The following is a 13,180-nucleotide window of genomic DNA, read 5'->3' on the forward strand; positions in this document are numbered from 1 at the left end:
TTTCAGTAAAAAAATATACATGAGCCTGCGTAAGTTTTCTGTCATAGGGCTCCTCAGTTTTGCGGCGCTATGTGCCATTTTGTATTTATATTTCTTGCGCGTGAATGAAATTCAGTTTGAATTTAAACATCATGGATATATTACGAGTGATTGGCTAATTAACTATACCAATGGTTTAGTGCGTAGAGGTCTGTTTGGCGAAATTGCTATGCAGACCAATCGTTTGTTAGGCATCAGTCCAGTTGAAGTAGTTCTTATCGGAAAATATTTGGCTTATGGTGTTTTATGCGGATCCATATTACTGTTAGCAATCGTTAAGGGCATCGGCTTTATTGAGATTTTGTTCTTGATTTCTCCATGGGCCTTGATGTTTGACCTGAATGATCCGGGCGGCTCTGGGCGCAAAGAAATTCTGCTCTTTGCCAGCTTTGTCTTTTTTACTTTGCTGCAAGTATTTAGTAAGTCATCACCTAAATCTATATTTAAGCGCTGGGATTTTTACTATCTCTTGATCGTGATGATAGTGATTTCCTTTATGCACGAGGGTTTGATTTTCTTCTTCCCCTTCTTTTATTTACCGCTGTACCTTAAGCGTGGCTTCAATAAAAGTGATTTCCTGACTTGCTTTATTCCCTACTTGACTTCACTGATGGTCTTAGTAGTGTTGTATATCTTTTTCAAAGGTAATAAAGAGACTGCAGATGCCATCTGTAATAGTCTGAACCCTTGGAGCGTCAATGGCTCTCTAGGCTGTGATGCAATCTACCTATTAGCGGGAAAGCATCCTAAGGCACATATCGGGTTTATTAAATCTTTTACGCCTCTACTATTGCTCACCATGATCCCTATCTATTGCTATGGAAGATGGATTGCAGGTCTCACCAAGCATCATCTGTTCCTAGCAATGATGATCCCTCTTATTCTGACAGTGCCTCTATATGGTATTGCGATTGATTGGGGTCGGTGGATTCATATTTCGGGATTATTGTTTTTTATTACCTTCTTTAGTCTTAAGGGCACTAGTACGCCAATTTGCAAACCTTCTCTGATTGCTATTATGTTGGTGCTTTGCTTAGCTTTACCATATACCTTCTACTGGCGAATTCCACATGCTGTAGGTGAAAATAAAACTTTTTTCTGGTGGACTCAGGATCCTGCGGGCTATATTGAAGCCTGGCATCTGAAGTAATTAAACAAATTCATGGCTCACGCGATACCCAAGAGTGCTACATTACCTAATCATCAATATCGTTCAGATATTGATGGCCTTAGGGCGTTCGCAGTCTTATCGGTTGTACTTTTCCACGCTTTTCCTGAGTTTATTTCTGGCGGCTTTATTGGGGTGGATGTCTTCTTTGTAATCTCGGGATTCTTAATCTCGACCATCATCTTTGAAAAGCTAGAGGAGGGAACCTTTAGTTTTGCTGATTTTTATGCGCGTCGAGTTCGACGTATTTTCCCAGCGCTGATTCTAGTGTTGGTCACATCCTTCGTATTGGGTTGGTGCATTCTGTTTGTGAGCGAGTACAAGCAGCTTGGGAAACATATCGCAGGTGGGGCAGGATTCATTGCCAATTTAATTTTGTGGAGTGAGAGTGGTTACTTTGATAACCTCGCTGATACTAAACCTTTGCTGCACTTGTGGAGCCTGGGTATTGAAGAGCAGTTCTATATCGTCTGGCCACCAATTCTATGGGCTGCATGGCGCTTTCGGGTACGTTTCCTGCCGATCATTCTGGCGATTGGGCTGGCTTCATTTGCCTTCAATCTCTATGGCATCTCAATTGATCCGGTTGCCACCTTTTACTCGCCATTAACCCGCTTCTGGGAATTGCTCATTGGTGCTTTGCTGGCCTATGTTGCCGTCTTCCAGTCGAAGTATCCGAAGTTAGTTATTCATTCCATTGCGCAGGCAAATACTCTGTCATGGATGGGTTGTGCACTCTTTGTTGCTGGGCTCCTTCTTATTAATAAAGATAGTAGCTTTCCCGGTGCTTGGGCACTCTTCCCAACGATAGGTGCTGCTCTGATGATTAAAGCAGGTCCAAATGCTTGGTTTAATAAAGTAGTCCTGGGAAGCTCCGTATTGGTATGGTTTGGCTTAATTAGTTATCCACTGTATCTCTGGCACTGGCTACTACTTTCTTTTGCGCGCATTCTCAGTAGTAGTGTTCCGGAGTTAGAGATTCGAATTGGAGTTGTAGCTATATCCATTCTTCTATCTTGGCTGACATATCGATTTGTAGAGAAGCCTATTCGATTTGGCAGTGGTATCACTTTCTTTGGTAAATGGTTTGTGGATAAAAAAGCCATCACGATTGCGCTTGTTGTGGGCCTCTTTCTGATTGGCTTTGCGGGTTATCTAGCTAACTATAAGAATGGCAGTCACTCACGTCTAGTAAATAAGATCAATGTCGACCCTGAGTCTGGTTATGACGGCGTCGCTGGAGTGGATCTCATTGAAGACTGTGGCCTTGCCAATTCACCCTCAATTGATAAATCTTGGTTTGGCACCTGCTTACGCGATAGTCGTCCTCCGGTGAAATACGCTTTAGTAGGCGATAGCCATGCTGCATCCATTTTTAGGGGATTGGTCAGAACCTCTAATGAAAATGGACGATGGTTATTTATTGGTGGCCCTGGTGGTAAAGGTGCAGTTTCGACAGTTATATCAAGTCATCCTCTTTTTCAAAGATTTATACCCAATAGCGAATACGCAATAAATTCATTAGCTAAAAATGACAGTATTGAAACAGTTTTATTTGTAGGCGCCAGTCGAAACCTATTTGGATTAAATGAGAAGAAGTTCTTGGATGATTTGGAGTCTTCACCCAATTTTGATGTTGCCTATGAAGCAGTTCAAAATGCTATAAATCCTCTAAAAGCCGCTGGCAAAAAAGTAGTCATCCTAGAAGACAATCCAACCTTAGCCTTCCCAGAAGATTGTCTTCAAAGAAAGAGCACGATCTCGGCGATTAATTATTTCTTCCCCAAGAAGCTCAATCCCCGCTGTGTGTTGACGGTAGAGCGGCATCAACAACGCACCGAGCAATATAGGCGCCTATTGGCTAAGCTTGAGAAAAATAATCCTGGCACCGTAAAAATCTTCTACACCATACCAATTCTGTGTGACGAAAGTAAGGGGCTTTGTGAAATCTCTAAAAATGGCCGTTTGCTCTATAGCTACTCAGACCATATCTCGGATTACTCTGCGGGCTTAATTGGCCGACCTTTGAATGAGTGGCTCAGAGACCAGCCTAGTAAAACAGCAGCACCCTAATCAATCTTCTTAGACCACACCCTTTTGGGTGAAGAAGAGTTTGCCATTCCAGGCTTGGCAAATCAGATCTTTCTTCGTCTTCCAACCTTCGCTGTTATCAGAAGCTTCTTCATAAGCCCATTGTGGGTTTACGGTAAATGGCTCTTTGGCCATTAAAGCAGAGATCCAAAAAGTTTCTTTATCGCCCCATACGTATTTGTAGGTATCAGGGTGATTATTATTGAGCTCATACAGGCACTTAATTGTTTGTGGATGCTTACTGCGGTTAATGGCTACTACGCCACTATCCACATAAGTCTCAATTACAGGCTCTGCTGGAATACCATCTTTCCAAATGTAATCCCACTCAATTGGGAAGTTCCCAGGCTTTTGATTATTGAGACAACGACGTAACCAAGCTTGGCGTTGCTGATAAAAAGCATAGTTACGGAACTTATTGCCTTTAAAGGGTTTGCGCAAACCCAATTGATGAATGAGCTTGTCATACCAATTAAATTCAAAGACCCAACGCTTGAGATCTCTAAAGAGATAGAACCCTGTTTCTTGATAGCCAGCATCACTAAAGAGGTTCTCTGGGTTTTGATGGAAGATACCATCCGCATCAAATAGCAAGACTTCATTGAATGCGCTATTGGCAACAATAAAAGCTTTTACCTGAAAGCCTTTCCAGTGGGCGAGATCGGATGTAAATTCTGAAACGTTCCGCCAAATGATTTTGTCGGTAATAGCGCTAATTTTTTGCTTAGACTCGGCGCTGAGCTCATTACCTACCTCCCAGATTTCAATTGGGAGTTGGCAGCCTAGATCGCTATAAATCTTCTTGAGATTAAAGAGGGCAAACTGAACGTAACGCTCTGGAATACTGGTGACTAAACCGCGCGACAAATTGGTGCTCATGAATAATTAGGCTTTATGAATAAGTAATAGTGCTAGATAAACATGCTACAGATTATTTTTTGAAAAGAGACTTTGCCCACTTCAAGGGTTCCAGTAATTTCCAAATACGATTAAGGCGCGCCTCTAGCATTTGAGTTTTACGCTCGATCACATCAATACGCTCTTGATAGCGATTGGCAAGCAGCTCTAGAGTAAGTCCATATTCTTTGGCAAACACGACATCAAAGCTCGCCATGGCGGATGCATCCCCAGCTTTTTGGGCAATCACTGCAAAGTCTGGACTGACACCAGAGAGAACGGCAAAGAGACTAGTAGGGCCAAGCTCTTCACGTAGTGGCACAGATTCTTGAACACCGAGTACTTTGGTTCTAGCAAAGCCAAGATAGCCCACTAGGAAGTTTAGTAAAGCGGAAGGCAATGGGCGCTGATGCGTCGGATCCAAGTAAAAGCTAGAAGTGCCAACCACTAAGTTCTCAGTATTAGGCGCTTCCAGAATTAACAGTCCAGCAGGTTTGAGCACTCGTAGCGCTTCTTTAATCAAAGTCTGCAAATCATCTAATGACAAATGTTCTGCAATATGAAATCCCGAAACAATACTTAAGCTATCAGCAGGTAGGGATTTGAGGTGCACTAGCGCATCACCCGTTTGCACATTTAAGCCCCGGCTTCTGCAGGCTGAGAGCATGCCGTCGTCTAGATCAATACCGGATGCTGCAAATTGATTGTCTTGAAGTAACTCAAGCCACTCGCCACGACCGCATCCTAAATCAAGGGCGCTTGCATTAGAGTGAGTTGCTTGGATCTTCTGAATAAACGGGAGATAAACCGACAGGCGAGATTTAATCATCTCGCGTGAGCCGCGATGCTGATCTTCAAATGCTTTGTAGAAATTGTTTTGATCTGAGCTCATGTGCTTCTGTGGTTCTGTCTTTTTACTTTAGTGTGCGTTTAGTGTGAGTTTAGTTTGCGCTTACTGCTTAATCTCTACTGTAGGGGGCAACCAAGCCACCCCTTCAAAATGTTCTTTACTATTAATGACAGTGAATACGAGGGCGTGGTCACGCCACTCATAGTTACTAGCTATGTGATTGTCAGATGCATGTAAAGATAATGCAAGTGAGTAGGTTCCAGGCCCAAAATTGGCAATAAAGCGGAAGTTAAATTCAATTTCTGAGCCTGCTGCCAGATTCTTAAGTGTCTTATTGAGGTGATAGGTATTGGTGCCATAAACAGGTAGACCTAATCGGTCCTTAAACATATAGCCCAGGACCAGCTCATCGATTGCCTGATTGCAGCGCACCTTGGTAGAGAGTGTAATCTCTTGGGCTACTTGAACTACTTCAATGCGCTTGCCATCGTTATTGAGTAAGGCCACATCCAAGATAGTGGCTTCACCACTACCAGAAGTAGTTTTAACTTTTCCGGACTGGATAATTTCTTGGCGAACGTTTTGATTTTCACGATCAGCTAATAAGGCGTTGTAATAGTCCATCACCATTTCTGGTTGACCTTCAATGGCGACTTTACCTTGATTGAGCAAAATAGCGCGATCACAAATTGACTGGATGGCCATCTTGTCATGAGAAACAATGAGTAGCGTCGTGCCATGTTTGCGGAATTCGCGAATGCGGTCAAAGCATTTATGTGTGAAGTAAGTATCACCAACCGATAAAGCCTCATCCACGATCAATACATCTGGTCGCTCTGCAGTAGCCACGCTAAAAGCCAAGCGCATTTGCATGCCACTAGAGTAAAAACGTACTGGCTGATCAATGTATTCACCAATCTCAGCAAACTCTTCGATGGCCGGCATCATGGCAGTAATTTGATCAACGCTGTAACCGAGTAGCTGTCCTGCCATATAGGCATTCTGCCTGCCGGTGAAGTCTGGATGAAAGCCAATACCGAGTTCAAGCAGGGCAGCAACCTTGCCACTCATCTCTACTGAGCCAGTAGTAGGCTGTGATGTGCCTGAAATCATTTTGAGTAAGGTGCTCTTACCGGCACCATTGACGCCAATAATGCCTACAGCTTCACCGGGATTGACGGTGAAGTTCAAATCTTGTAATACCCAGTTCAAGGTATGGCGGTCTTTACTAAAGGGAATAATCCATTCAGCAAGACGTGACCACTTAGAGAGATAGCGCTTATAGGCTTTGCCAAGATTGCGAACAATGATCTGTGACATTAGAGCAAGTCCACCATTTCACCGGAACGCTTACGAAACAAGCGAAACCCATTGATATTGAGAAGCACTGCTAAGACACAGATAAACCACAAGCTAGACCAATCCGGCATTTGATGATTCACAAAAATTCCCTGAAATGCCACTAGTAAATTGGTGAGTGGATTAAAAGAAACTAAGAAGCGAATCTTTTCAGGCAATATATTGGTGGAGTACACGATGGGAGTGAGCCAAAACCAAAACTGCAAAGCAACGCTATAAAAGTAACCAATGTCCCTAAAGAAGACATTGAGAACGCCTAGGGTCATTCCTAATCCAATAGAAAAGGCAACCAGGATAACTAGCAAAGGAATAACAGCGAAGAAGCAATAGCCCGGAAAGTTATCCGTTACCAATAAGAAGAGGGTGAAGAGAGAAAAGATAATGATGAAGTTTAGGCCTGCATTGAGGATAACAATCACTGGCAAGCAAAGGCGTGGAAAATTCAATTTCTTGAGAAGGTTGGCATTTTCTAAGAAGACCACTTGAGCGCGCGAGGTCAACTCAGAAAAGAGCGTCCAAACAATCACGCCAATACATAAATAGATGCTGTAAGAATAAAGACCAGAACTTCCTTCACCTGCGGCACCTGGCAATCGCGCTCCCATGACTTTAGAGAACACGAGGGCATAAACCAAAATGAGTGCCAAGGGATTAATAATGGGCCAAGCAAAACCCAGAAGGGAGTTCTTATACTTGGTCTGAAATTCTCGCTTAGTGCTACCGAGGATAAATGCGCGATATTGCCAAAGCGAGGCAATAGAAGCAAATAAGCCGGGGGAGCGGGAGTTTGAATTTCGCATGAGCCTTAGTTTAATAAGGTTTTGAGAACAGACTGGGCACTTTGCTTCCAGGTCAGCCAAGGCATCTTGTCTGAGCGGGGGTGAGCACCTTTGGCGTATAGCGCTAGCCATGCCTCAATCGCCTGGGTCATCTCTTCTGGCTTACTAGCCTGGTAGTAGAAAGCGTGCTCTCCAGCTACTTCTTTAAAGACCGGAATATCTCTGGCAATGATCGGCACATGTCTTCTGGCTGCCTCGATTAATGGCAGCCCAAAACCTTCGCCATCAGAGGCGGCAATTAAGCAAGTACTGGCAGAATAAATTTGATCGAGATACTCATCGCTAATACTGTCCAACCAGAAGAGACGCTTATTGAGTTCTGGGTGGCTTTCAATATGACTGACCAGTTCATCGACCATCCAACCTTTTTTGCCGATGATGACTAAATTGACTTGGGCACCTTTTGTACCATTAGCCCAGAGTTTTTCAAAGGCAGGCAAGGTTTGGCCATAACCTTTGCGTGGCTCTAAAGTACCAATCATGACAAAGCTTGGTTGCGCACTAATTTTGGTAATCACTTCACTCGCATTGGCAGGCAAGCCAGTAGTTGGAACAGAGTTCTCAATATCCGCGCCAAGATGGAACCAAGCCACATCAAATTGTTTTGGTAAATCCGGAATGTTGATTTTTGCCCATGCACGATAGTCATCAGCAACCGCCTTGGAGATGCAAATAATGCCGTCAAATTTACTTATCTCCAAAAGCCACTGACGATGATTAAACTCCGCAGCGCTTGGGAATGCATTCGGGAACAGAATGGGCAATAAGTCATAGACCACGAAATATACTTTCGTACCGCTTAACTTAATCGCAGAAAGATATTGCTTCTGGGCTTGCACAATATCTGCTTGCAAATCAATACCTAAGAAGATATCACCCGCTTGGGTTGCAATGACGGGGTCTTCCAGATTATTAGTATTGCTCTCACCCATAGCGAGCTTTTCATCTTCACTTGCAAAAAATTTCTTCTGAAAGCGATTGGCATAGCGATAACCTAGGCTAAGTTGATTGGCATAGATTGGGTGAACGTCATAGCCCACGGGGGGATTTAGCAACATCTCCGTGAGTAACGAGCGCACTACACGCTGAATACCGGTCTTGGCATCACGCTTAACTAATTCAGAGATATCAATCAAGATTTGAGGTTTGCGTGGTTCCGTTGGGAAGTTTTGTGCCAGGCATGCAGAAAACTGCAGCAGGTCTACATCCTTATAGTGCTTGCCATCAAAAGAGAGTTTGCCTATATCTGCAATCAGCTTTTTCAGAATCTCCGCTTTACTCAATTTTGCTGTTTGTACGCCATCTGCTTGACGCTTTGCAATTAATGCTTCAAAGCCAGCGATTGCTTTCTGCGCGCTCACGTCCCATGAAAATAAAGGGGCCTGCACTTTTGCATGTGCTTTCATGCGCTCGATGAGGGCGGGATTGGATAGAAACTCAGTCATCTTGGTACTCATCGACTCAGTCGACAGCGGATCGAATAAAGCTTCTTCCAGATTGACTACTTCAGGCAAGCTAGAGGTATTAGAGGAGATCACAGCAGCGCCGCATTTCATGGCTTCTAGGGCTGGTAAGCCAAAGCCTTCGTGCCATGATGGGAAAACAAAGAGCTTGCAGCTGTAATACAGGGTTTGTAGCTCATCGTCGCTGATGTATTCCGTGAAGATCACTTCATCAGTGTTCATACCAGAAGTCTTAATACCCTTTAACAACGCGAGATGCTCTGCGCGATCAATACGACCGGCTAAAACCAGTTGATGCTCCAAACGTAGTTCTGCAGGAATCTGCGCATAGGCCTCAAGCAAGCGAGTGAGATTCTTACGAGGATCTGCACCACCGGTATATAAAACGAATGGGCGTGTAATAGCAAATTTTTCTTTGAGGGCAACCGGGTCTGTTGCTGGCGCAGCATCACTAAAGAAGGGTTCTGCTGCAGAAGAGATATTGACAATCTCCTCAGGAGAAAAATCTAAATGCTCTAAACCCTCAGATCTAGAGAATTCAGAAATACTCAAGAGAAGTGAGGCACGCTTAAGGTATTCCAACTTGCGGAGATAGTAAGTGGCGTAGAAGCGATCTACCTCTAAATATTCTTTTGGATTTAAGAAGGGGATGAGATCGTAAAAAGAGATACTGACTGGAGTGTTGGTATCAAACTTACCAACACTAGTCACAGTGTTATCTCCAAAGCCTTCAAACAGGCTGCTGATATGTACGATATCGGGTTGCAAGCTCGCAATAAAAGCTTCACGAACCAATTCAGCGCCTTCGCGTCGTAAGTCGGTGCCAGCTTGGCACTCCATCACTGGACCGGGGGCATACCAAATCTTAATATTTTCTGCAGGCAATAAGCCTTCAAATTGACTCTTGATAAATTGTGTCGCGTCAGGGAAGAGGCCATTTAAAACAATAATGACTTCATGTTCACCGCGATTGCGAATCATCGCTTGTGCTAATGACGTAGAGTAGCGACCGATCCCTCGAAAACGACTATTACTTTGCGCGCCCTGTAAATCAATAACAATGCGCATTAGACCGCTTTCGACTGATTATTTTGAGCAGCCACAGATTTAAGCTGGTCATAAATATCTTGAGCATGCATGGAAAGTTGCTCTGTTGAGATATCCAACACAACTACTGGACCCACCATGAGGGGAGAAAATTGATTTACCGAAGCTTGTTGTAAACGGCTGGCATAAAACTTCTTTAAGAAGTTATACATACCGTATTTACAAATGAAGAAATACACCTGGCGGCGTAAAGCGGGATTTTTATCTAAAAAAGCCAAGCCATGCTTTAGGGTGCTCAAGATATGGCGTTTTAGGGCTTTTTTCATGTAATTTGGTTTCGGGGAATTTCTGCTTCTGTCAGAAACTCTTAATCTAATACCGAAAATGGTCAATAGGCCCTAATTATATTGGGTTTATGGCCCTGAAATCCGGAAATATAGGCATCTGGGCAGCAGTCCCAGCCCTAATGCGCCCTTAGGGGACTAAGCTTAAAAATAGATACTCAAAGAAGATGATCAGGTGGACCGCACCTTGAAGAACAGTAGTCCTCCCAATAGCTAGGGTGAGCGCTCCAATAAAGAAGGAGAGATACATCAAAATCATATTCACGGAACTAATACCTAGACTTAATGGCAGATCAAAAATAATTGAGATGGCGGCAACTGCGGGAATAGTTAATCCAATACTCGCTAGAGCAGAGCCTAGGGCTAAGTTCAAGCTACTTTGTAAGCGATTGGCTCTGGATGCGCGAACAGCCGCAAAGCTCTCAGGCAAGAGTACTAATAATGCAATAGCGATACCAACAATGGTTTTAGGCGCACCTGCCGCCTGGACCCCAGCCTCAATTGCTGGACTGAGTGCCTTAGCCAATCCGACAACCGCAACTAATGTAATTAAGAGCAGCCCAGCACTAATAAGTGTTTTTGAATTACTGGGTTTAGGCGCATGTACGCTGCTATCAGTTTTATCTTCTTTGGATTTGGGAAGATAGTAATCGCGATGAGTAATGGTTTGATAAAACAAAAATGCCCCATATAGAACAAATGAAGCTACTCCAGCAAAAGCCAATTGACTCTCAGAAAAAGTAGGCCCTGGAGTACTTACTGTCACCATGGGCATTACTAAAATAAATGTTGCTAAAGCAGTTAATACTGCAAGAGCAGAATTGGCCCCCTCATTACGAAAAGACATTTCATAATGTTTTAGGCCACCTACAAAAATACAGAGGCCAATAACACCATTCATGATGATCATGATTGTTGCAAAGATAGCATCGCGCGCAATAAATTCTGAACCCTCATTACCAGCCAACATCATCGAAACAATCAGCGCTACTTCAATGATGGTGATACTCAGAGCAAGTACTAAAGTCCCAAAAGGCTCACCAATCTTATGGGCAATAAGCTCAGCATGGTGAACTGCTGCGAGCACTGCACCTATCAGAGCAGCACCAAGTAAGGCAATAACCCAAGTTTGATTTAGTAAAGATGACATAGCAGTTGGCCGAGGCGAGGAAGTTCAATAAGGGGTAAGCTTATAGTAATTTACAAGTAAAGATTAAAAAGACATGAAAGCAATCATCCTTTTTGGGCATGGAGCACGGGATTCTCGTTGGCGCGAGCCTTTTGATCGCCTGGCACAGCTATGGCATGAGCAACATCAAGATACCCCAGTGGAACTTGCTTTTTTAGAGATGATGCAGCCTTCCCTAGAGGAGGCAGTCAATTCCTTAAGTACAAAAGGAGTAACTCAAATTACTGTGGTACCTGTCTTTTTTGGACAAGGCGGTCATTTGCGCAATGATTTTCCAGTGCTGCTGGAAGCCTGCCAAAAGCAATTCCCCAAAATCCAATTAAGCGCGATGCCTGCCGTTGGGGAGGACTTGGCTGTCTTGCAAGCCATTGTTGATTTCGGGGCACGCGCTCTTTAACATTATTTATCAACCCTCCTAAATGTAATGTTATACTTTACATTGTAATGATGTAGATTACAATGTGCCATGGGGGATAAATGATTCGATCTTTTAATCATCGTGGCTTAGAGCTCTTTTTTTCAAAGGGAAGTTATAAGGCAATTCCAGCTCAGTATGCTGCTCGTTTAGAGCGATTATTAGATCGTTTGGAAGCATCTGTTGAGCCTAAGGACATGGATATACCGGGATACCGCTTTCATGAGCTAAAGGGTAAGAGAAAAAATTATTTCGCTGTGTATGTATCGGGTAATTGGCGATTGACCTTTAAGTTTGAAGGCAAACATGCGATCAATGTTGATCTAGAGGATTATCACTAATGAAAAAATTAGACAAAAGTTTAAGAAATATCAATCGTAAGCCAACCCATCCAGGTGCTATTTTGCGAGAAGATGTGCTACCTGCATTGGGTATAACCCAAGCAGTTTTTGCAAGTCATCTAGGCGTAAGTCGCCTGAGTGTCTCTGACTTATTGCATGAGAAAAGAGGGATCAGTGCTGAGATGGCGGTAAGACTTGCAAGGGTAGTCGGGGGAACGCCAGAGAGTTGGCTGCATATGCAAGAAGCATTGGATCTCTGGGAGGTGGAACAAAAGTTTAGGAATCATCCTGAGAGTGCGCCAACACCACTACCTGCCTTAGCGCTAGCGGCTTGAGTAGGGTTGAATCAAGCCACCTTAGATTTTGATTCAACTGCATTTTGACTTTGATCAACTTTGCTCTCTCTCAAAGCATCACCAACCATAATCAGTGCTGGTGAGCTGATATCAAACCACTGATCAGCTTTACCTGCAGCTAACTCAGATAAGGTACTACTCCATTGACGTTCGCGGGGCGTACTCACCGCTTCTAATATTTGTACTGGTGTATCGACCCCATGATTAGGGCTGTGCTCAATGAGTTGCTGGGCGATGCGTGCTGCATCTTTTCGTCCCATGTAGTAGACCAAAGTATCAGCCGTTGGGTTTACAAGGGGTTTGCTCTCTCCAGCGCTCTCTAAAGCCTGAGCTAGTGTTACAAATGCCACACTTCTTGAAATACCGCGCAAGGTCAGTGATTGCCCAATGCTTGCAGCAGCAGCAAGCGCTGCAGTAATACCTGGAACTACTTCAACTTCAATACCAGCATCTTTGAGAGACTTCAACTCTTCATCAGCGCGCCCAAATAACATCGGATCACCACCCTTAAGGCGCACAACAGTTTGATACTTCCTCGCAGCATCAACAAGACGTTTATTAATGAATTGCTGTGCGGAAGAGAGCTTGCCACAACGCTTACCTACAGGTACTAGAGTAGCTTGTGGACAAAGCGCCAGCATTTCTGGTTCGACTAAAGCATCATGAAACACAATATCTGCTTGTTCTAGTAACTTTGCGCCACGTACGGTAATGAGATCGGCAGCTCCAGGGCCAGCGCCAACCAAATAGACTTTACCGAGAGTGTTTTTTGGCTTATTCAC

13 protein-coding genes are annotated in these 13,180 nt (G+C 43.8%); 5 read left to right on the forward strand and 8 right to left on the reverse strand.

Annotated elements, in window-relative coordinates; translation table 11 throughout:
- The first annotated feature begins 19 nt into the window (after positions 1-19).
- Positions 20-1,189, forward strand: a complete 1,170-nt coding sequence (locus ICN38_RS09680) for a hypothetical protein (protein WP_216256889.1) — start codon at positions 20-22, stop codon at positions 1,187-1,189.
- 12 nt (positions 1,190-1,201) lie between these two features.
- Positions 1,202-3,280 carry an acyltransferase family protein gene (locus tag ICN38_RS09685; protein WP_216256890.1) on the forward strand — a complete coding sequence of 693 codons (2,079 nt, stop codon included), beginning with the start codon at positions 1,202-1,204 and terminating at the stop codon, positions 3,278-3,280.
- Positions 3,281-3,289: 9 nt separating this feature from the next.
- Here the strand turns inward: ICN38_RS09685 and ICN38_RS09690 are convergent, their stop codons facing one another.
- From ICN38_RS09690 to ICN38_RS09720, 7 genes are all read right to left on the reverse strand, one after another.
- Positions 3,290-4,177 carry an alpha-1,3-mannosyltransferase family protein gene (locus tag ICN38_RS09690; protein WP_216256891.1) on the reverse strand — a complete coding sequence of 296 codons (888 nt, stop codon included), beginning with the start codon at positions 4,175-4,177 and terminating at the stop codon, positions 3,290-3,292.
- 52 nt (positions 4,178-4,229) lie between these two features.
- Complete coding sequence (locus tag ICN38_RS09695) at positions 4,230-5,087, reverse strand: class I SAM-dependent methyltransferase (protein WP_216256892.1); 858 nt, start codon at positions 5,085-5,087, stop codon at positions 4,230-4,232.
- 60 nt (positions 5,088-5,147) lie between these two features.
- Positions 5,148-6,365 carry an ABC transporter ATP-binding protein gene (locus ICN38_RS09700; protein WP_216256893.1) on the reverse strand — a complete coding sequence of 406 codons (1,218 nt, stop codon included), beginning with the start codon at positions 6,363-6,365 and terminating at the stop codon, positions 5,148-5,150.
- Positions 6,365-7,204 carry an ABC transporter permease gene (locus tag ICN38_RS09705; protein WP_216256894.1) on the reverse strand — a complete coding sequence of 280 codons (840 nt, stop codon included), beginning with the start codon at positions 7,202-7,204 and terminating at the stop codon, positions 6,365-6,367. The genes ICN38_RS09700 and ICN38_RS09705 overlap by 1 nt, the downstream gene beginning before the upstream one ends.
- Positions 7,205-7,209: 5 nt before the next feature.
- Entirely contained in the window at positions 7,210-9,774 is a 2,565-nt protein-coding gene (locus ICN38_RS09710) for a glycosyltransferase family 1 protein (protein WP_216256895.1), read from the reverse strand.
- Positions 9,774-10,079 carry a hypothetical protein gene (locus ICN38_RS09715; RefSeq protein WP_216256896.1) on the reverse strand — a complete coding sequence of 102 codons (306 nt, stop codon included), beginning with the start codon at positions 10,077-10,079 and terminating at the stop codon, positions 9,774-9,776. Before ICN38_RS09715 ends, ICN38_RS09710 begins: the two co-directional genes overlap by 1 nt.
- A 148-nt stretch (positions 10,080-10,227) precedes the next feature.
- Positions 10,228-11,247, reverse strand: coding sequence for a calcium:proton antiporter (locus ICN38_RS09720; protein ID WP_216256897.1), 1,020 nt, complete (start codon positions 11,245-11,247; stop codon positions 10,228-10,230).
- A 73-nt stretch (positions 11,248-11,320) separates the two neighbouring features.
- On the opposite strand from ICN38_RS09720, the gene ICN38_RS09725 reads away from it, so the two are divergent.
- From ICN38_RS09725 to ICN38_RS09735, 3 genes are all read left to right on the forward strand, one after another.
- Positions 11,321-11,683 carry a sirohydrochlorin chelatase gene (locus ICN38_RS09725; protein ID WP_216256898.1) on the forward strand — a complete coding sequence of 121 codons (363 nt, stop codon included), beginning with the start codon at positions 11,321-11,323 and terminating at the stop codon, positions 11,681-11,683.
- Positions 11,684-11,763: 80 nt separating this feature from the next.
- Positions 11,764-12,042 carry a type II toxin-antitoxin system RelE/ParE family toxin gene (locus ICN38_RS09730; RefSeq protein ID WP_216256899.1) on the forward strand — a complete coding sequence of 93 codons (279 nt, stop codon included), beginning with the start codon at positions 11,764-11,766 and terminating at the stop codon, positions 12,040-12,042.
- Positions 12,042-12,377: a HigA family addiction module antitoxin gene (locus ICN38_RS09735; protein ID WP_216256900.1), complete on the forward strand. Its 336-nt coding sequence runs from the start codon at positions 12,042-12,044 to the stop codon at positions 12,375-12,377. The genes ICN38_RS09730 and ICN38_RS09735 overlap by 1 nt, the downstream gene beginning before the upstream one ends.
- Before the next feature lie 11 nt (positions 12,378-12,388).
- Here the strand turns inward: ICN38_RS09735 and cobA are convergent, their stop codons facing one another.
- A complete protein-coding gene (gene cobA / locus ICN38_RS09740) occupies positions 12,389-13,180 on the reverse strand; it encodes a uroporphyrinogen-III C-methyltransferase (RefSeq protein WP_370624393.1) in 792 nt (263 codons plus the stop codon).

The organism is Polynucleobacter sp. AP-Melu-500A-A1 (genome assembly GCF_018882125.1).
In the GTDB taxonomy this organism is placed as follows: Bacteria; Pseudomonadota; Gammaproteobacteria; order Burkholderiales; family Burkholderiaceae; genus Polynucleobacter.

Bases quoted from the DNA above. Each gene is read 5' to 3' on its own strand.
- ICN38_RS09715 (WP_216256896.1), bottom strand. From the start codon at position 10,079: ATGAAAAAAGCCCTAAAACGCCATATCTTGAGCACCCTAAAGCATGGC.
- ICN38_RS09690 (WP_216256891.1), bottom strand. From the start codon at position 4,177: ATGAGCACCAATTTGTCGCGCGGTTTAGTCACCAGTATTCCAGAGCGT.
- ICN38_RS09695 (WP_216256892.1), bottom strand. From the start codon at position 5,087: ATGAGCTCAGATCAAAACAATTTCTACAAAGCATTTGAAGATCAGCAT.
- ICN38_RS09720 (WP_216256897.1), bottom strand. From the start codon at position 11,247: ATGTCATCTTTACTAAATCAAACTTGGGTTATTGCCTTACTTGGTGCT.
- ICN38_RS09710 (WP_216256895.1), bottom strand. From the start codon at position 9,774: ATGCGCATTGTTATTGATTTACAGGGCGCGCAAAGTAATAGTCGTTTT.
- ICN38_RS09725 (WP_216256898.1), top strand. From the start codon at position 11,321: ATGAAAGCAATCATCCTTTTTGGGCATGGAGCACGGGATTCTCGTTGG.
- ICN38_RS09700 (WP_216256893.1), bottom strand. From the start codon at position 6,365: ATGTCACAGATCATTGTTCGCAATCTTGGCAAAGCCTATAAGCGCTAT.
- ICN38_RS09730 (WP_216256899.1), top strand. From the start codon at position 11,764: ATGATTCGATCTTTTAATCATCGTGGCTTAGAGCTCTTTTTTTCAAAG.
- ICN38_RS09735 (WP_216256900.1), top strand. From the start codon at position 12,042: ATGAAAAAATTAGACAAAAGTTTAAGAAATATCAATCGTAAGCCAACC.
- ICN38_RS09680 (WP_216256889.1), top strand. From the start codon at position 20: ATGAGCCTGCGTAAGTTTTCTGTCATAGGGCTCCTCAGTTTTGCGGCG.
- ICN38_RS09705 (WP_216256894.1), bottom strand. From the start codon at position 7,204: ATGCGAAATTCAAACTCCCGCTCCCCCGGCTTATTTGCTTCTATTGCC.
- ICN38_RS09685 (WP_216256890.1), top strand. From the start codon at position 1,202: ATGGCTCACGCGATACCCAAGAGTGCTACATTACCTAATCATCAATAT.